Below are 19999 nucleotides of genomic sequence, written 5' to 3' on the forward strand. Positions count from 1 at the left end.
GACGTTAATTCCGGCAGGGAATGAATTCCCTGCCTCAAAGCTTAAGTCCACTAAAGTGGACTGATATAAAACTTTTTTCTACCGTCCTCTTCAGAGGGCTTTCGCTATTAGCCAGGGGTTTCAACCCCTGGTGGACTCGCGGGATGTGACGTTAATTCCGGCAGGGAATTCATTCCCTGCCTCAAAGCAAAAGTCCACTGAAGTGGACTGACATTAAACTTTTTCTACAGTCCTCTTCAGAGGACTTTCGCTATTAGCCAGGGGTTTCAACCCCTGGCGGATTGATGGACTTTGGGACTGTCAGAGGGCGCTGGCGGACTTTCGCAATTATCAGAGTGTACAAGATATCATCTACTAACAAAAACCATGAAATCAACACACAAGAAAACCCGCTTTTTCCTCACCTTTCTCTCCTTCACCACCTTAGCAATGTGGGAAATAGGACTTTTCGCCCCAGCCCAAACAGCCACAGCCCAAATTACCCCCGCAACCGACGGCACGAATACTCAAATTACTCCCAGCGGCAACCAATTTAACATCAACGGCGGCCAACAATCCGGCGACGGTGCAAATCTCTTTCACAGTTTCCAAGAATTTGGTTTAACTCAAGGACAAACTGCCAATTTTATATCTAATCCCAATATTCGCAATATTTTAGGGCGAGTTGTCGGCGGCGATGCTTCGCTGATTAACGGATTAATTCAAATAACTGGCGGCAATTCCAATTTATTTTTAATGAATCCTGCGGGGATTGTTTTCGGTGCAAATTCTAGTTTGAACGTGCCTGGTGCTTTCACTGCTACTACTGCGACGGGCATCAATTTTGGCAATAACTGGTTTAGTGCGACTGGTACTAATAATTATGCTCAATTAGTCGGAAATCCGAATACTTTTGCTTTTACAAATACACAACCGGGAGGAATTATCAATTTAGGCAATCTGGCAGTGGGACAAGGGCAAAATTTAACTTTATTGGGCGGCACGGTTTTGAGTACGGGACAACTTTCTGCACCGGGAGGAAATATTACTGTTGCGGCTGTACCGGGTGAGAATTTAGTCAGAATTAGTCAACCGGGAAATCTGTTGAGTTTGGAGATTCAGCCGCAATCTGTCGCGGGGAGTTTGCCTCAAAATTGGGTGTTGCCAGTTGCATCTTTGCCGCAGTTGTTGACTGGTGGCGGGGGAAGTGCAACGGGGGTGACAGTCAACGCTGGAGGGCAAATAGAATTAACTGGTTCTGGTTTGCAGGTAGAGAATGGAGATGTCACTGCTAAAGAAGTAACTGCGGAGAATGCAACGCTGTCAGCTAATCGCAATTTGACATTAGTTGAAAGTCTGTTGCGTACAACTGGCGATTTGAATTTGCTGGCTGACAATACAGTGCGGGTGCGCGATAGTGTGGCAAATCCGTTTGTGGCGAATGCTGGCGGAAATCTCTACATTCAGGGAAATCAAAGTATCGATATTTTGGCGCTGAATCATCTTTCGCAAACGCCATTTGTGAGCGGTGGAAATTTGACTTTAGTGAGTGATGGCATGATATCTACAGATGCTCACTTTCGCAGTGGCAATAATATGTCAATTCTCGATCGATCGGGCAAACCTGCTAATTTTACCAGTTTGTACGATCCAATATTTACGCAGCCCAATGACTATATCTCTGGGGGATATACGGGGGCTTCCCTCAAGGTAGATACGACTTCGGGTACGGGAAATATTATTTTTAATGGAGATATAAGTATTACGAGTCCAGACACAAATATTACTAGCGGTGATCCCGGCACAGATGAATTTATTCTGCGTACTTCGCAAGCGGTAATTTTGCGATCTGGCGGCAAGATTCAAACAAGAGGTATTGATACTTATATCTCTCTAACCAAGAACGCAGGCCCTGTAATTATGCAAGCTATAGATGACATTATTATTTCGGGAACTTATATAGGTCCATCTATCAAAATAGATACGACTTCGGGTACGGGAAATATTATTGTTAATGGAGATATAAGAATTACCAGTACCGCTGCAGCTTATGGTAGCCCTCCTACGGGTTATGAATTGATTTGGGGCGGTTCTAGAGCGGTAATTTTACAATCTGGCGGCAACATTCAAACAGGAAACTTTTGGGCTTATAGTCCTACTTTAAATAATACAGTCCCTATAATTATGCAAGCCACAGGCAACATTCAAACAGGAAGTATTAATACAGGTCAGACAATGGATGATAGTAGTGGTATAATATCTTTAACTGCTGGAGGCAACATCCTTACAGGTACACTTTCTACTGGGCTTAGTCTGGGCAGTCTCAAGAATGGCGGCGATATTACTTTGAATGCAGGTGGCACTATTACGACTGGCGATCTCAATGTAAAGGCGATTCAAAACGGCGGGCAGATAGCACTTACGAGCGGCGGTTCAATTGATATCGGAACGATCGATACAACGGGCGATAGCGCTGCTGGAAATATTACAATTCAAGCTAACAGTGGCATCACAACACCGACAACAGGAATTATCGCGGGTACTTCTAGTAACGGCAATGGCAGCAACGTTACTTTATCTACTACTAATGGAAATATTAATATTGGTAGCGTAGATACTTTTGGTATATTGCAGGGTGGAAATATTAATATTACCAACACTAAGGGCGATATCATTACAAGTCAGTTGCAAAGTTCCTTGTTCACTTCAACTAACAGAGGTGGCGCAATTAATCTCAGTGCGGGCGGCAATATTACTACTAATAGCATTGGTTCATCTGCCTTGCAAAATAGTGGGGCAATAACGTTGATAGGTGATAAGAGCCTTAGCTTAAAAGGGAGTGTTAATTCCGATTCTCGTAATGGTGTTAGTGGTAATATAACTATGGAGGCTGGTAATGGAATTAATCTTAATGGGAATAGCATCAGCGCTGGTGGCCCTCAATGCCCAACGGGTGGGAATGTTACCCTCAAGACTACCAATGGTGACATTATAATTTCTCCAGGTCAGATCGATACAATTGGTAATACTCCTGGTAATATTTTTCTTTCAAGTGGAGGTGCGATCTCTATTGGATCGGCAAACTCAGTAGCTGGCTCCATAGATGCCCGATCTGACAGCAAGGGTACTGGCGGTAATGTAACCATTTTGGCTAATGGCGATATTAATCTTCTAAGCATTTCAGGCGTGTACATACCAGGTGATACTGGCGGCGGTAATATTAGCCTCACTAGCATGAATGGTAAAATTAGCACAGGCATTCTCAATACCGAAGCTAATATTAGTGGCAATGCTGGCAATATCAACCTCCAAGCTAAGAATGGCATAGAAACACCAAGTGAAATACCAGGATATAGCTTAGATTTATTATCGACTCGTTCTCCTAATGGGAATGGTGGCAACATTACTCTATCTACGATTAACGGTAATATTCAAATAGGTAATGTCAATTCTGGCGGAAAATTGCAGGGTGGAAGTGTTAATATTACCGCCAGCACTGGCAACATTACTACTCGTGGTATTCAAGCCAGTGGCACTCAAGACGGCGGATCGATTACTTTTAAGAGCGGCGGGGCGATCGACACTACGGCCGGAATCATCAATGCGATCGGTGGCAACAACGGCGGCAATATTTCCCTCGAAGCTGGAACCAACATCAGTACGGCAGGAATTGGTAGCGCTTTATTATTAAGTGGGTTCAACGCCAATAGCGGCAATCTTCGCATTCAAAGCGGCGGTAATATCGACACAACAGCAGGCCCAATTATTACCGCTGCGGCAAATGGCAAGGGCGGAGATATCACCATAAATGCTGGCGGAACAGTTTCGACATCTGATATTAATTCCCGCACTTTCGCTCCCAGTATTAATGTGACTGGTGGCAATATTGATGTCAAGGCAAATGACTCTATTACTGCCAGTGGCAAGATCGAAACCAACCGCAATAACATTACTTTTAACGCTCCGGTAACATTAGGTGACAACCTGTCGGTCAAAATTTTAGAGACGGGCGATATTACTTTTAAGTCTACTGTTAACGGCCCTTACAGTCTGACTGTTCAACCCGATGCGGGCAGTGTTGATTTTGGTGATGCTGTGGGCAGTGTCTCTCCCCTCAACAGCGTCAGTATTCAAGATGATATTCCCGAAACCTCCGGTGCAATTAACATTATTACTACGAATAATATTACCGCCCAAAATGTTATCTCACCCGCCGGAATTTCTTTGTTTAGTGAGAACGGAGAAATCACAACGAAAAATCTCGCTGCGACTTCTCCTAACAATGGCGGTAATATCGCTTTGAGCGCTGGAACTAATATTGCTGCGGGCGATATCAATACCTCGTCTGCTGGTAATGGCGGCAGTATCTTGCTCGACGCTACCGGAAGTATTACTGTTGGTAAAATTGACTCTTCGGCGCAAGGGAATGCAGGGAATGTCACGGCTTATAACCGCAATGCTGCGGGCGATATTACGGTGAGTCAAATTAACGCTCAAAGTAGTCTCGGCAAGGGTACGGGAGGCAATGTCGAGATTCAAATGGGAAGGTTTTTTCGATCGGTCAATTCCTTCACAGACAGAAACGGCATCAATGCTAGCATTTCTACGGCTGGAAGTCCTGGAGATAGCAGCGGCGGTACTATAATTATCCGCCACGGAGGCGCAGGATTAACGCCGTTTATTGTGGGTGATTCTGCCACAAATGGAACGGCGGGTGCAATTACTAGGGGAAATTCTAATCCTATTCAAACAATTTTGCCGGAGAACTCCTATCTTTATACTCACAGACAGGATGTCGATCGCATTCAAATTATTTCCGTACCGCCGCCAATAGTTGCACCAACGCCCGCAGCTACTCCAACACCCGCACCCACACCAGCAGCTACTCCCACGCCTGCACCCACAGCCACAGCTACTCCCACGCCTGCACCCACAGCCACAGCTACTCCCACGCCTGCACCCACAGCCACAGCTACTCCATCGCCCGCACCCACAGCCGCAGCTACTCCAGCGCCTTCCCCAACACCGACTCCAGCGCCCGCAGGCACACCCTCCCCACAACCCCCACCGCGTTTACCCCTTGCACCTGCCCCAACACCGGAAAGCTCGATCGCACCTTTCCCAATTCCCCAAATATTTATCGAACCTGTCCCAATTCCCGAAAGCTCGATCGCACCTTCGGCAACACCCGATCCGATACCTGGTTTTCCCATCGACTTCCAACTACCTGAGTTGCCGGATTCATTCGTACTGCCACCGCGCGCGCGCCCCACACAGCCCTCAACACCCACAACGCCAAACGCTGCTGCCCGCCTAGCTTCGAGGCCTACCCTTCCCTCTGTTTCCCAAATCACCTCATCCCTCGGCGCTCAACCTGCGATCGCCCCTCAACCTTCAAACGCCCCAAATCCCGCGCCCACAGCCCCTCTTGCCTCCGTAACCCAGCCGTTAGCTCCAATTCAGCCAGCACCTGCAAGTGCGATCGTACCCGCGCCTGCAAGTGCGATCGTACCTGCACCTGCACCCGTCCCCGCACCCGCTGTCAGCCCAAGCCAAAATCCCCAACAAGATTTAGCTTTTTTAATTGGCGATTTATTGGGTGCTGAAACTTCTTTCGAGCTAAATCCTGAAACTGGAAATACCAGAGTTGGCTTTCAACTAGAAAATAATCAACAAATATTGATCGACATACCGCCCGTTGTTGAAACACCCAATCTTACCTTTATCCCAGCTTCAGAAAACCCTCCCGAAAACCCGCCGCAGCTTGGCGCTTCTTCCACCGAACAACCCGACGGATACATAGTCTTAAATCCCCCTCCGGCCGAGACGCCTCCTCCAGAACAACCTGCTGAAAACCCTACTAATTGGTTGGCAAATATTCCCCAAATCTCTCTGCCCCAAATAGAATTACCTCCCGTTAATCCAGTACCCGCACCAACTCCAGCACCAGCACCAACTCCAGCGCCCGCACCAACACCAGCCCCAACTCCAACTCCTGCCCCCGCACCAGCGCCAATTCCCGCACCAGCGCCAATTCCCCCTCCGATCGCAGAAAATCCCTTACCCGCAGATATCCCAAATCTCTTTCCCTCAGAAATTAGCAGGTCGCTCGTCGAACAAACTTTAGACCAAGGTAATGCTAATGATGCTGTTGCTCTAATTGACCAACTCTTTGAACAAGACTACGAAAATTATTATGGGGAAAACTTTACAGATGAAAAAATCAACGTTCAATATCTGAGAGAAACTCTCAAAACAATCAAAGAGGAAACCGGGAAGCAAGCTGTAATTGTTTACGCGATCGTCCGTCTCGAAGAATTATCCCTAGTGTTAGTAGTTCCAGACGGCCCTCCGATTCTCAGAAATATTCCTGTCAGTAGCGCAGTTTTGCTGGAAAAAGTGGCAGAATTTCATCGCTCTTTGGGTCGATCTAATGATTCGCAAAGTGAAGAATATTTGCCAATAGCTCAGCAACTTTACCAGTGGTTAATTGCGCCGATTAGTTCAAATTTAGAAGCATTAAATATAGATACGCTAGTGTTTTCTTTTGATGCCGGTTTGCGCCAACTACCGCTAGCAGGTTTGCACGACGGCAAGCAATTTCTAGTAGAAAAGTACAGTGTAGGCTCAATTCCCAGTGTCAGCCTGAGTAACACAAAGTATAAAAGTTTGAAAAACGCTCAAGTTTTAGCGATGGGTGCTTCCGAATTTCCACACACCGAGCAAGATCCTTTGCCTGCGGTGCCGATCGAATTATCTGCGATCGCCGGTACCAGAAGCGACAGGAAAAATCAAGCGGGATTGAGCAGAAATGAAAGTTTTCTCAATCCTGCTGCCGAATTGCCCTTGTGGCGGGGACGCTCTTTTCTCAACGAAAACTTTACCCTAGAAAATCTCAGCAAACAGCGGCAGCAACAGGCATTTGACATTGTTCACTTTGCTACTCACGCTAGCTTTCCGCAAAATCAAAACGGACGCAAGGAAGCTGAGATTCATTTGTGGAACCGTTCTTTGGCACTGGATGAATTTAGATCGGCGAAGTGGTACGATCGCAGACAAGTAGAGTTATTAGTGCTGAGTGCCTGCGAAACGGCGATCGGTGACAGTACAGCAGCAGAAATGGGTTTTGCTGGACTGGCCGTCCGCAGCGGTGTCAAATCAGCTTTGGCGAGTTTGTGGAAAGTTAATGATATCGGCACTTTGGCGTTGATGACCGAGTTTTATGGCAATTTGCGTTCAGCGCCAATTAAAGCTGAAGCGCTCAGAAAAGCTCAACTGGCAATGATCCACAAACAAATTTTAGTTAAAAACGGTCAATTGCGGGGAACTCAAGGCGCGATCGACATTAATCAAGCCACAAAAGTAGCAAATGCAGATTTCTCTCACCCGAAGTTTTGGGCCGGATTCACAATAATTGGCAGTCCTTGGTAATAGGCGATATCTGTAGGGAAACGGCACGGCGCCATGTCGGGTGCGATATGTGTAGGGAAACAACACGGCCCAGTGTCCGGCGCGATATGTGTAGGGAAACGGCACGGCGAGGTGTCCAGCGCGCAGAGTATCCCTGACTACTATCTTTTTATGTCATAAATTTGCTATGAATAGCAAAACTAAACACTAGCGGGGCAAAATCTGTGGGCAAGTTTGATAAAATATTCAATTCAGAAGACCAATCCGAAGCAAGCTTGACTTTAGAAGAATCCGTAGCAGCGGTAGCACTTGTCGCAGCGGAGGCAAATTCCCCTGACACGGATGCTGATATCTTAGAAAGCATACTTTGGGAATCAGAAATATTTGCTGAATACTCGGAAGATGATATGTCAGCAATGTTTCAAAGACTCGCCGGTATTGTTGCCCAAGACGGTTTAGGAGCATTATTTAACCCACATTCCGCAGGTAGCACGATCGTCCGGGAATTTTTTCAGCTGAGATGGCACAGCAGCTCAAGAGAGAAGATAATATTTACGGCAAGGAGCGCCAAAGAATTGGAGAATCCACAATCGTTCTTGCGTCAAATTGGTAATGTGCTTGACACTATTAATTGTCAATAAATGAATCGACATGAAACATTGAAACACCCACCGCAAAGTTGGTTTTGCCGTAGGCTTACCTAGTTGATTATCAATGGTTTGCTTGGCGCGATCGAGAGCTTGAGGCAAAGAACGTTGACCTAAACTATAAACTAGCAAACATAAACCCATTAACATTGCTAGCGCCGCTACTCGCTCAGGGGTTTTGAGAAAGACACTCGAAGTAAAAAATAAGGGATCTTTGAGAAACCGAAAACCTCGTTCCGTTGATTGCTGCGCCTTGTATTCTCGTATAATTTGGTCATCACTCAATACCTGAAGAGTCCAACACATTGGTCGCCAACAAGAACAATCCAACACATTGCCGTTCGGCATCAATAACACTATCTGACGGGACAAGTACCGCAGAGATTTGATAATGTTTCTGACCGACTGCATCCTTACGGGGTCTGCCACGTCTTTTGTGTTCCACAATTTCGATCGCTTGCAAGTTCTGTAATTGATGGTAAGGTAACTGTTGCGAAAATGAAGCAGCCTCCGCTAGGGCATCTGGCCTACAAGCAAACTGTTGACTCTGTAATTGTTTGAGTGCACAAACGGCGAGTGCTTCTTGTTTTGCTAAGCGTTTCTCCAATTGTTTGAGGTCTGATGCTAACCGCGCCTGACTCTTGACCGCTAGCCATCGTTGTGGAATTTGAGCATAGCTATTCCCGCAAGCTGCTATCTAGTAACCAGGGAGGGAACCGGGGACTAATGCGTCGGGGTGGATGTGTTGCAACAAGTCCTTGGCACTGGTTAAGGTAGCTGGCACTCTGGATACCCATCTCAATTGCGCCATCTGTTGGAGGTTGGAAGCAGTGTAGAGAGCTGCATCAGCTACAAACAGTGCGTCCACATCCCATTGTTGTCTGAATTCCACAATCAGTTGAGCTCAGGAGGCGGAGTCGGTTTCATTGCCATCTCCCACTCTCATGTACAAAGGGATATCTCCATCCCCACTGCACATCAGGTCTACCATAAATTGCTTTAAATCTGGTCGGTGGTCTCTGGAATAGCCGTGGGTGATATGAATTGTACCTGGTTCTTCGGTGTCATCTCCACCGCGCTCGATAATCGCCATCAACGTGTAGCGAACTCGAATCTAAGTGCAGGCTGTGCAGGTTTACCCCAAAGCGTCGTGCCGCAGACAGTGCCACTGTGACAAATTCTGTGAGTCCATAGGCATACAATTTGTCCAGGATGCGCCCTAACCTGTCGTCATTTAAGTGTTCTGGTCTGACGCCTTCTCCCAACAAATGTTCTGTGGCTTTGCCTACAAAAAACTTTTCAAATAGATACAGTGGGGCACTGACAAAACCTAATCCATTCAAAATCATGGCTTTGACTGCTTGCCCCGGTGTGATGATTTCTTGTGAAGGAGTCCCCAGTAGTTTGTCGATCTGTTCGACTAATCCCATTTCATCACAGATTCCAGCAACGAGTCCACAGTGGTCAAGATCCTGTACTCTAATATCAGACGCTTCAATATTTCTCATCTTTAAAAAATACTGGATTTTGTGCTCGCACCTGCGGAATGTGGGTTTGAAGTGTTTATCGAAAAATTTTTACGGCCGGAATTGTGGGTAGGAGCGGTAGTAGTAATGGATCATTTGCCAGCACATAAAATGGATTCAATTGCACCGATGATTCAAGCACTTAGCGCAAATATTATTAACTTATCACCGTATTTGCCCGATTTAATCCCATTGAATTAGGGTGAGCGCAACTTAAGTCTTTTATGCGTACCTTTTCTCCAACTACAACAAAAATGATTGATACATTAATTGCCGGATCACTCGATTTAATAAATCCTCAACATCTAAAAAACAGGTTTACTAAATGCTGCTACTGTCATCTATAAACTTGCAATCTGCTGTATGATGTGAATGTAGGGGCCAACCCCCCGTGGTTGCCCCTATCCATAGGATTGTTGCGTCCAGGACTAACTACAGTTAATTAGTTCGGGACGCATAAACTCTATCTGTAGGGTACGCCACGCACCTTACTGCTACCAATAGTGTTGCAAAGCAGTTTTTGCCTCCAGGATTGTTAATGAAAGACTGCCGAATTAACTCGGCAGCGCTTTCCTATTATTTAAGGTGAGTGAGTTGAGTGATGCTGAGCAAAGCAGGCAACATCGAGTCAGGCTTATCTCCTGTTTTGAGAGCAATTTCTAAATCCAACAAAATGGAGAGCGATCGACTTAAGAAGTTCGCAGATACTTCCTTAACCTCCTGCTTAAGGAAATACAGCCGTTTGGGGTTACTAATTCCGCACATACTAGCAATTTCGCTATCAGAACGTTGTTGGTCGGAATTGATAGTAGCTTTTACCCACAACCAAGTTTTAAACTGAGTTTGGAGAGTGGCAATAATTACTAAAGGAAACTCTGCCCGAGATAGCAATTCATCAAGCACCTTAATTGCCGCCAATGCTTGACCTTTTAAAAGAGCTTCGGCAAGTTGGAAACTGCTGGCTGTGGTAGCTGGAACGAGGGCAAAAGCTGCTTCTTTGGTAATGCGAGATCCCGCTGCATAAATAGCTAATTTCTCCAGTTCCTTAATCATTCTAGAAGAATCGTTGCCAATGGCTACCGCTAGATAACTGACAGCATCTCTGGCAATTGAGAGATTCATCTGTTTAGCAGTAGTAGCGATCGCATTTTCAATTAAATCGGTGCGCCAAGGGGGAATGAGAGTAAATTCCTTAAGTTTACCAAACTGCAACAAATGCTTAACTACCTTGAGTCGCTTGTCGATAACAGTAGCAGTGAAGACTAAGTGCGTTGTAGCAGGTAATTGGGGCAAGATTTGCAGCAATTCTAGCCCCATTTCTCCAAATTGCTTGAAATCGCAATTTTCAACGACAATAAGTTTGTTTCCACCGCCGAAAGGAACTGAAGCAGCAGCAGAGAGGGCTGCATCCAGGGAAGAAGCATTTCTGCGGTGGATGTTGAAATCTCGCCAGAGAGGATGAGTTTGAGTCTTAAACTTTTCAACTTCTCGTTCAATTGCGTAGGTGTCATTCCCAATTAGGATGCTAATCATGCTGCTAACTCCTCCTGTTGTTTGACAGTTACAGTAACAGAGCGGCCTAAAGCTTTAGTAACGATCCGCTGCACCGATTCAAGGTGAGTTTGAAACTTATTCGCGTATTTTCTTTCCACTACTAACACACATGAATGAGCCGAAAGTTCAGCAATTTGAGCGCGGTTTAAGAGGCTACGATTGCCTGGTTTCGCTGCTGCTACTACTTGCGCCCAAGTTGTCTCAAAGTCAGGAGAATCAGCCTCTATTTTTTGAGGGGTTTTATCAAAATTGTCAGGCTGATTAGATTGGGAAGTTGCCGGCAACCGCGTTTCGGGGGCAGCGGGTTTGCTTGACAGCATCAAGTTCAGCAGACAGACTTCTAACCAGGTACCAGCATTGGTGCTAGTTCTCAATTGAAATTCTGATTTTTGCAATTGTGTACAAGCCGCATCAATTGTTTCAAAATCGAGATGAAGAGCGAGCGAGCGCAGTTGTGAATAGCCTACTGGCCCTGCAATTAAATTCTGGCAGTGGCGCGTTGATTTGACAATGAGCAAATCTCTCATTGCTGCTAGCAAGCTGCTGAGAATAAGTTTGGGAGTTTTGCCGCTGTCAATCAGCGTTCTCGAAGATTGCAGTACGCTTAAGGTATCGCCAGAATGAATGGCTTTGAGAAGGGCGATCGATTCTTGCTCGCTGATGCTACCAGATACTTCGGCAACTTGAGTTAGGGTAATCTCTGAGTTTAGCAGTGAAAGCTGAGAAAGTAATTGCAAGGCATCCCTTAACCCCCCGTCGCAGGTGCGAGCGAGATCCCGCATGGCCTCACTTGCGATCTCAATAGATTCAGTGGAGCTAATTTTGTGCAATTGTCCGACAATAGCATCAACTGACAAGGCTCGGAAGTTAAAAGTTTGGCAGCGGGAGATAATTGTCGGCAACACTTTATGTGCTTCAGTCGTACAGAGAATAAATACCACATGAGCCGGAGGTTCTTCAAGGCATTTGAGGAGAGCATTTTGAGCGCTGGTACTGAGTTGGTGGCACTCGTCTAAAATCCAGATGCGGTAGCGGCTCAGCGCTGGGGCAAAGTTGCTGTGTTGTATTAATTCTCTGGCATCATCCACGCCATTGTGAGAGGCAGCATCGATTTCAGTTACGTCTAAGCTTGAACAGGAGTCAATGGTTTTGCAGCTTGAACATTCCCCGCAAGGAGTGGCGGTTGGCTTTTTGCTATTCAAACAATTGAGGGATTTAGCAAGGATGCGAGCGGTTGAGGTTTTGCCTGTTCCTCTGGGGCCAGTAAACAGGTAAGCTTGAGCAATTTTGTCGGAGGTGATGGCATTGGTCAAGGTTGTTTTGATGGTGTCTTGGCCCACTAATTCTTGGAGGTTTTTGGGTCGGTATTTGAGGTGCAGTGGTTGGTACATTTTGAGTCGTTAGAATACTTCTGGTAACTATTCCCCGATAGGGGAGCCGTGAGCCGTGCCTGAAGTTAAACTCATAGGACTTACGCATAAGCTCTATCTGTAGTATAAAAATTGTGCATTTTACCGCTACCAATAGTGTTACCAAGTATTTTTTGCGTAAGTCCTGGCTCAGTTGTTGGCGCTGGCGCGCCGAACACACTACCACAAGGAAAAATTGCTAAACCATCTGCTGCTGAGATACAGCAAAAAAGCACGGCATGAAGCAATACGCTTGGGATAAGACACTCATGGAGACAAAACACTGTGAAAAATAGATACTGCGAAGGCGCGTGCCTGCCCGAAGGGCTTATGCTTCGCCCAAAGCTCTCTTCGGACACAAAAAAATTAACCCAAGCGTATTGCGGCATGAAGGAAAAATCGAAAGCAAAAAGTTTGAGCAAGTGGAAACTGATTCCAGAGCGCAAAACTGGGGCAATTTACACCCCGCTTACTTGCGATGTTGGGAGTTTTGAAGATGCAAAATTGTCGGCGGTTGCGAGCTTATTTAAACCAATGGATAGAAAGATTAAAACTCACTAATTTACCAGCCAAAACGTTGCTTAAATCAAAAAAAAGTAGTAAAATTTATGTGGCTTTTTTAGATAAATTACTGTTGGCAAAAACCACTTAAACCTCCTAAATTATACACCAATAAGGTTCGATTTTTTGCAGGAGAGGGCATCAAATTTAGATGCCACTCCCACCTTTCAATTATTCTTGCGGAGCGACAATATATTCGCACTCTAAAGCCTCTGTACCCGACGCAGGCGTTCCAAACGGTGCAATCAGTAGGGGAGCGGTAGGAGTTGCCATTAACACCCGCAAATCAGAGCTGGAAATCGCTTTGGCTGTATCAATCAAATAGCGGATGTCGCACTTGAGACAAAACTCACAGCCCCATAGCTTGGCATCAACTGTCTCAGTTCCTGAACTGAGAGTATTGTTGAGTGATGCTCGCACTTGTTGGGCATCTAAATCGAATTCTAAAATAGCTGTTAGGTGAGACTTGTCGCTGTGAGAAGCTAACCTCTCTAAGACTTTTAAAAAGCTCAGCCTCTCAACCACCACTTGATGGCTAAATTGATGTCGATAGGGAGCGAGAATTTGGTCACAAATTGGATATTGCCCTTCTAGCAACTTCGTGGTCAACCGCCAATTAGTCCACTCGAATGCGACAAAAATACTAGGTTGCTCTGGCAAACCTTCATAGTAAATCGTAACTTTCTCAGCAGAATTCAAAGAACGCTCCAATAACCGGAGTACCTTAGCAGGGACAGTAAAATTAACTATTTGACTGCTCAAAAGATGGGAATTGCTGCTTTCGTTCAATCCTAAAACCATTGCTACCCGATGCCCATCTGTCGTCCAAACTCTCAGTTGATCGAGTCCTCTGTCTGCGTCGTGACTGAGTTGAAAATTCCCTCCAGTTAAAATGCGTTTGTTTTCCTCAGAACTTACAGCAAATAAGCTAGCTTTTAGGACAGAAATTAACACGCTAGCAGGAAGCGTTACAAGTTTCTGTTGAACGCTGGGGATAGCCGGAAATTCGTCCGCAGCTAGCCCGCGAATGGCGTGCTTGCTTCTTGACGCACTCAGAGTGGCACTGACTGATGGAACGTGGCTTCCTTTAATAATTTCAGAAGAACTCTTTAAGGTAAGGCTGCCGTTAGGAAATTTTCCCAGAATGTCAGCAAGTATGGGTGCGGGGAGGGTAAGCTTTCCAGATTGATTGACATTCGCACCAAAGCTCACTTGCATTCCAAATTCTAAGTTGTAGGCAGTTAGATGCAAATGTTGAGTTTCTGCATCAGCTTCAATCAAAATATTGGACAAAATGGGATGGCTGCTATTGCTGGGAATGATGCCTTTCAGAGCCTGTACATAATCGTTGAATTCTCTTGAATCGCAGGCAACTTCAATAGCTGATGGGAGAGGAGAAGGGGAAGGCAATATCGCCTCATTTGACAATGTTTCTAGAGAAGGAGCATCGACAGATGGGAGTGCTGCAAAATTAGTGTAAGTTTGCGAGGTTTCTACTTTTTGTGGAGAGATTGTTAAGGGCTCGCAAACCGAGTCAGTTTCAGTTGTTGGTTTGACTGATTTATTCACAGTTTTGGCAGAATTACGTGCTGTGGCAGTCGAGCGTTTTTTCTTAACTGTTCTCTCCAAATTTTCCTCTTTAGGCGGTGTTCCTGTTTGTCGAGATTTTACCATAATTAGCTTGGTGTCAGGGGTGCGATTGGCCGCTGCGGTAGCAGCACTTATTCAGGTTGTTGAGAAAGAGGAGTGGGAAGGGGAAGGAGAAGGAGAAAGAGAAGGAAAAGGAGAAGGAGAAGGAAAAGGAGAAGGGGAAGGAACCCACGCTTAAAAGCATAGGATTCAAGGGTAGACATTTTATATCTAACTCGGTGTATCGATACAATTATTGATTTTTTGAACGTTGCTATCAACCCAAAACTAAAGTTTTTTTCTCCATCTTTATCTTCTCTTTCCCCTTGCGATTTCCTTTCCTTGTTCGCCTTATTTTATAAATAGGACTTACGCACAGACTCTACTTTAGGAATTACGCAACTGGCATAGTCCAATCGATTTGTAGGGTGCGTCAGACTTTCGTTATAAGGCGATTATCGAGGGTTTGGGATAGTAACGTACCTTACTAATTGTGCCAGTTACGCCCAGGACTGTACTTGTAGGGTGCTGATGGCAGACGTTACTACTACAGATAGTGTAAAGATTGATTCATGCAGCGTAAGTCCCGATGGAGAAGGTTTTTGAAAGTTGAGTGTTACTGACTGTTTTTTACAAACGTATGTGCCTCTTGGTTGAAGACTTTACCTCTTGGTTGAGAAGTTTACATTGTACTTGAGAATTTTATTGTTTGAGTACGAGTCATTGGGGGCAACAAATAATATCCGATATCGGCAGCGGCTTGCACCGACATAATAAAGTCGATGGTACTCTTTAAGTTTCTGTTGACTGCTCAAATCTTGACCGATTAACAATCTGCTGAAAAGGTCGCTTCCGTCAATGCCAACTTCATCAAAAGTGCTGCCTTGCGAATTGTGAATAGTCAGAGCAAAGCAATTGTTAATTTCAGCAAACAAGTCATCTTTGAACCAGTAATATTTCCTCCAAAGAAATCCATTGCGTTTAGCACTCTTGAGCTTTTCTTTAAGTTCAGCCTGGTAGCGCTTATTTTCAGACTCGTGCAGGACAAAGATTTGCCGAAATAAACCGTCATCAGTCACAATTTTTAGCAGCCAAACTCGATAGCCTCCGTGCTGGTTAATCTCAACTTCCTTGACGGTAAATTCCGTTGAAGTCGGCAAAATTACGGTTTTGCCGTCAGGTGCCATGACGGGTTTTTTGGTAATTAGCCTTTCTCCCGGTACAAATCTAGGTGCAGCTTGACCGTAGACTTGTTCTCTGATAAGCTGATTGTAGTATCTGACTCGTTTGTTAGTCCAGCACAGAATTCTGAAACGATCGGGATTTTGACCAAATTCTAGATCGATCGTTTTGACAGCATATTGCAGCAGCGTTTCTGATTTGACTTTGAATGCACCGTTTGACTTGTCTCCTTTTTTGTATTTAGAGTGTGGCAAAAATATGTCTGCTTTGCTATTGACAAAAAAGCGGCATTCTGTTATGAAATCGAGCACAGGGCTTTCCCCTGCTTGCCTGACAACTTTGGTCAGTACAGCTTTATTGGTAATGCTGAAAGCAGGCGACTTTTTGTCTCCTACAGGATTGAGTTGAGCGGGGTCGCCCATTAAAATTAGCTTGCGGTGATTGAAGAATGTGCGTTCAAAATTGCGTTCTATCCATTTCCACAATTCGCTTCCAACCATCGAACATTCGTCGAGGAAGATGATATCGTAGAGGTGAAGGCTGCTGGAACTTGTCTGTTCCAAAGCTTTTTCTTGTTCTTTTCTGACCATGCCTAATCCTAAAAGTTGGTGTATTGTCATAAAATCTACTCCGAAAATGCCTTGAGACGCTGCCATTTTTCTGAGGATGCCGACTGCTTTGTTAGTAGGTGCTGTGAGGGCAATGCGTTTGCTTTGACTCAAGAGTTCTTGGATAATTTGAAAGACGATTGTGGATTTTCCAGTTCCTGCGTAGCCGCACAGCAAGAAGAATGACTCGGTAGTGGTTAGAAAGCTTCTCAATTTGTCGAGGGCTTGCTGCTGTTGCGGTTTGAGCGTGAAGGGAAATTGTGTAAGTTTTTGGGGTTGTTCGAGTAAGGTTTGAATCATTAGTTAGCGTCCGTTACTAATTTTATCAACCTCTGATTAAGCGTTAGCTTGACGGGGGAGTCTTTCAAGAGTAGGTTTTTTAGATTCCGGGCAAGGAAGATTCCTAAGTCTTGTTAATAAAACTTTTAAGACAAATAGGAAATTTTTCTGTATTTTGTCCCAGCAAAAAAACACCGTCCACACCCTACGAAGTGCTTGCTACTTCCCACTCATCTCCTAAATGGCATCCTTTCTAAATCAAGTTTAACAACTTTTTCCAGAGCTTCAAGACGCTTGTTTAATGTTTTATGTCGGGGACATTCTACAGCATACTCATATTTAGAACCTGTATGTTGCAGTTCATAAATTTGGCACTCAATTAAATTGCTCAAGTTGCCGACTAGCTTTTTGACAGGTATTAGCCACGCTTTAGCTAGTGCTTTAGTACGAAACCCAATCCAAGCTGTAAAGTAGGAGCCGTCTTCGCTAATTTGATAAGCCACATTGGGCGATAATTTAACAATAGGTTTGATGCGGGCAATACCCAAACCTTTGAGTTCTCTCAAGCTGTAACTTAGGAGTTCTCCGCTGTTCCACTGGATGTGAAATGGACGTGGCTCTTCAACGTTCAAGTGTTGGACTCTCCCCATTCGTTGAAATCCTTCTCGGTGCTGTAAAATGCAATCTCCCTCTCTAAATCCGTAGAAGCCTTGTTTCTTTGTTAGGTTTTCTAACTGCTGCTTCCAGGCTTCTTCCCAAGCTATGTCAAAGTCGAGAAGTTGGTAATTTTCTTCGGTCAATTGTTGAGCTATTTTTTCTTTTAACTGCTGTTTGTAGATGGGCATAGCGAATTCTAAAAAGTTGTCGGGTACTTCGAGAGCTAAATGCGTTTTAGCTCTGATTATGATATCGGTAACAGATAAATAGCTGGCGGCTTTTAATTGCTGGGGTGTCGGGATATCTATGGTACAAATTGTCGGGTAGCCGGGAAACAGGTTGATGGGAAAGTGATACAATTGGTCGAGAGCAGAGATGAGAATGTGCTGTTCAGTGAGCGATTCTACTTTGAAACGAGTTACGTTACTAAATTGTATCTGTTCGGAATTAGCGAGTACGATAGTTGTGCAAGCTGGAAGTTCTCCCACAGTATTTTGAGGAATAAACTGAGGCACGATGGAGATTTTAAGGACGCGGATTTCGTCGAGGTTATAAGTCCAAGAAAATGCCTTTTCGCCCGAACTTGCGTCCCAAGTAATTGTCACAAGTTTTTCAGTTTTGTTGAGAGAAATAACAATACCGTATTGGTTGCCTGTTTTTACGATATCGTTTAATTTGAAGGGATGTTCTTCAGCAGGTGCATCCGCGAGAAAAGGAAAAATTACTGCAATCACTTCTTTAATTTGAGGGGAGTGCTGGCTTACTGATTCAGGAAAGGTTTTGTGGGGGTTGATATTAGAGTTGTTAGCATTCATAACCGTAAGAAGTGGTGAGCTCTTAACTTCTCCCGCTAGGGGGTAGCTTTTAACTTAGAGCGTTTCTCAAGCAATGGTTCTTGCTTCTTGCATTGCCGGAAATGACTTAGCTGTTGTTAGAGGGGAGACTCTGTTGCAATCGCCAACTATACTGGTATCAGTCAGCCCTAGGAGCGTAGAGCTATCTACTTTAGAATTATTACTCATATAATTAGATAAATTGATACAAAATGCGATGGCTCCTTTGCGTCAATTAAAACTCTAATAACAAGCTCTAGTTAGTAGACTTTAACAAACCCGGTTTTGACAATCTATCACTCCAGTTAACAGCCCCCAGTAGATAAAAAATTACCCCAGCTATCAGTAGGATCTGTAGCTGGGGTAATTCGCCCGAAAGCGGATATATTAATCTAACACAGCTATATCGATTAATTCGATTTCACATAGAGCTGCGTCGTTATTCTTTAGGCAAAGTAGGCTTGGGTGGAATGTCAAAAACAATCACAAATGTGAATTCTTTGACAAACCGTTGCAAAACCCGAAAATGATCGTCTGCATCCCTCCTCCTGCGAAATCGCGCCACAACAATACGCTGACAATTAGGAAGCAGCTTAATGATGCACCACGGATGCAATCTCTCAAAATAAGTCATTTTAACCTCACCAGCGACAGTAACAGGTTGCGTTCTTTTTTCCTTGCTTGCCATTACGCTAGTTGAGAGAATATTCTTCAAGACAGGTCACGCTGACCTTGACAATTAATTAGGTTTGTGCTTTAAACCGCTCAAATTCTTTTCTAACGCACCTTCTTATCTTCGGAATGCGGACACAGCAAGTTCGCCAGTACGTCGGGAATCTCCTCAAAGTGTTCCAGCAGAAAATCCATTACTGCCAAATGGCGCAAATCAACAGCAGTAGGAAATCTTCGATTTTTTCCGCGTTTAAACCAACCCTGTACCGTCGAATCAGAGCGGGAACAAATGGAGGCAATTTGCTCGTAACTTACCCCCCACTTAACATAAAACTGTTTTGGCGTCATTCCCAATTGGCATTGGCTGTAAACTGCAATCAAATTGCGTTCTCTATCTGTCAAAGTATGCGGCTTTTTCATCCTCACACCTCTCTAAATCTTCCTCCCATGCCGTATCAAATTGACACCAAGCTGCACTCTTGGAATCAGGAGCCAACCAAATTATGTAGCACCACATCCAACAGCAACGGCGCTGTTCGTAGTTGTAAAATATGCCGATAACTATTCCCCAGTCACCTTCTTCGCCAACATCAGCCCAGCGCACCCTAAAGCCGCACTCAAAGCGCGGGGGATGAATTTGGGCAAAATTTGCAGGCAACTCAATTGAAGGTGGTATATCATTCAAATGTTTTAGTGGCCGGGCCGAAATCAAATCTCGCTTTCCTTTTGAGATTGACATGAGTTTTTAACTGTGCATCGACTGCAACAGATTTATTTTGATAGGTTTTTATGCCAATTTCTTGATAAAGAAATTGCAGCGCGATATTTCCTTAAATCAATCAATTAAAATCTCTAATATTAGATACTGCATCGATCGCGAGTGGATGCAACCACAATCGTCAGATCTTCGCGCGCTTCAAAGATATGATGGGAGGTTAGCATCGATTGCCGAGCGCGCGACGACTGATAGATATGCCGACAGAGATGAAGCGTTTGGAAAGACAATATCCTCTATCAAACAAATCTCTAATTTAACTTGCGATCGATTGAAAT

At 44.7% G+C, this 19999-nt stretch carries 12 protein-coding genes and 1 pseudogene; 4 read left to right on the forward strand and 9 right to left on the reverse strand.

The genetic code is table 11. The annotated features are described in order from the left end of the window. The first annotated feature begins 429 nt into the window (after nucleotides 1-429). Together QUA57_RS13455 and QUA57_RS13460 are read left to right on the forward strand one after the other, a co-directional pair. Nucleotides 430-7410 carry a CHAT domain-containing protein gene (locus QUA57_RS13455; protein WP_445304476.1) on the forward strand — a complete coding sequence of 2327 codons (6981 nt, stop codon included), beginning with the start codon at nucleotides 430-432 and terminating at the stop codon, nucleotides 7408-7410. Between the two features lie 203 nt (nucleotides 7411-7613). After that, on the forward strand, nucleotides 7614-8030 hold the full coding sequence (locus QUA57_RS13460; protein WP_333061461.1) for a hypothetical protein: 417 nt from the start codon (nucleotides 7614-7616) through the stop codon (nucleotides 8028-8030). Here QUA57_RS13460 and QUA57_RS13465 read toward each other — a convergent pair. The 3 genes and pseudogenes from QUA57_RS13465 to dnaX form a co-directional block, all read right to left on the reverse strand. Next, a pseudogene (locus QUA57_RS13465) lies at nucleotides 7923-9544 on the reverse strand (IS1634 family transposase). The gene QUA57_RS13460 and the pseudogene QUA57_RS13465 sit on opposite strands and share 108 nt — an antisense overlap. Nucleotides 9545-10138: 594 nt before the next feature. Next, nucleotides 10139-11095, reverse strand: a complete 957-nt coding sequence (holA, locus tag QUA57_RS13470) for a DNA polymerase III subunit delta (RefSeq protein ID WP_333061448.1) — start codon at nucleotides 11093-11095, stop codon at nucleotides 10139-10141. Next, nucleotides 11092-12507, reverse strand: a complete 1416-nt coding sequence (dnaX, locus tag QUA57_RS13475; protein ID WP_333061447.1) for a DNA polymerase III subunit gamma/tau — start codon at nucleotides 12505-12507, stop codon at nucleotides 11092-11094. Before dnaX ends, holA begins: the two co-directional genes overlap by 4 nt. A gap of 303 nt (nucleotides 12508-12810) precedes the next feature. Between dnaX and QUA57_RS13480 the strand changes: the two genes are divergently transcribed. Further along, the gene (locus QUA57_RS13480; RefSeq protein ID WP_333061445.1) at nucleotides 12811-13086 is read left to right on the forward strand and encodes a hypothetical protein; all 276 of its coding nucleotides are present in this window, start codon (nucleotides 12811-12813) and stop codon (nucleotides 13084-13086) included. A 171-nt stretch (nucleotides 13087-13257) separates the two neighbouring features. Here QUA57_RS13480 and dnaN read toward each other — a convergent pair whose 3' ends face one another. Further along, on the reverse strand, nucleotides 13258-14655 hold the full coding sequence (gene dnaN / locus QUA57_RS13485) for a DNA polymerase III subunit beta (RefSeq protein WP_333061443.1): 1398 nt from the start codon (nucleotides 14653-14655) through the stop codon (nucleotides 13258-13260). Here dnaN and QUA57_RS13490 point away from each other — a divergent pair. Next, on the forward strand, nucleotides 14639-14914 hold the full coding sequence (locus QUA57_RS13490) for a hypothetical protein (protein WP_333251142.1): 276 nt from the start codon (nucleotides 14639-14641) through the stop codon (nucleotides 14912-14914). The two genes, dnaN and QUA57_RS13490, sit on opposite strands and share 17 nt — an antisense overlap. A gap of 463 nt (nucleotides 14915-15377) precedes the next feature. On the opposite strand, the gene QUA57_RS13495 is transcribed toward QUA57_RS13490, so the two are convergent. From QUA57_RS13495 to QUA57_RS13515, 5 genes are all read right to left on the reverse strand, one after another. Continuing rightward, entirely contained in the window at nucleotides 15378-16805 is a 1428-nt protein-coding gene (locus tag QUA57_RS13495; protein ID WP_333061440.1) for a DEAD/DEAH box helicase, read from the reverse strand. 209 nt (nucleotides 16806-17014) lie between these two features. Next, on the reverse strand, nucleotides 17015-18256 hold the full coding sequence (locus QUA57_RS13500) for a hypothetical protein (RefSeq protein ID WP_333061438.1): 1242 nt from the start codon (nucleotides 18254-18256) through the stop codon (nucleotides 17015-17017). A gap of 457 nt (nucleotides 18257-18713) precedes the next feature. Further along, a complete protein-coding gene (locus QUA57_RS13505; RefSeq protein WP_333180743.1) occupies nucleotides 18714-18962 on the reverse strand; it encodes a hypothetical protein in 249 nt (82 codons plus the stop codon). Nucleotides 18963-19051: 89 nt separating this feature from the next. Beyond that, a complete protein-coding gene (locus QUA57_RS13510) occupies nucleotides 19052-19366 on the reverse strand; it encodes a hypothetical protein (RefSeq protein WP_015179664.1) in 315 nt (104 codons plus the stop codon). Then, nucleotides 19338-19685, reverse strand: coding sequence for a hypothetical protein (locus tag QUA57_RS13515; protein ID WP_333061435.1), 348 nt, complete (start codon nucleotides 19683-19685; stop codon nucleotides 19338-19340). The genes QUA57_RS13510 and QUA57_RS13515 overlap by 29 nt, the downstream gene beginning before the upstream one ends. Between the last annotated feature and the right edge of the window lie 314 nt (nucleotides 19686-19999).

Source organism: Microcoleus sp. Pol7_B2, from assembly GCF_036701035.1.
Taxonomy (GTDB): Bacteria; Cyanobacteriota; Cyanobacteriia; order Cyanobacteriales; family Microcoleaceae; genus Microcoleus.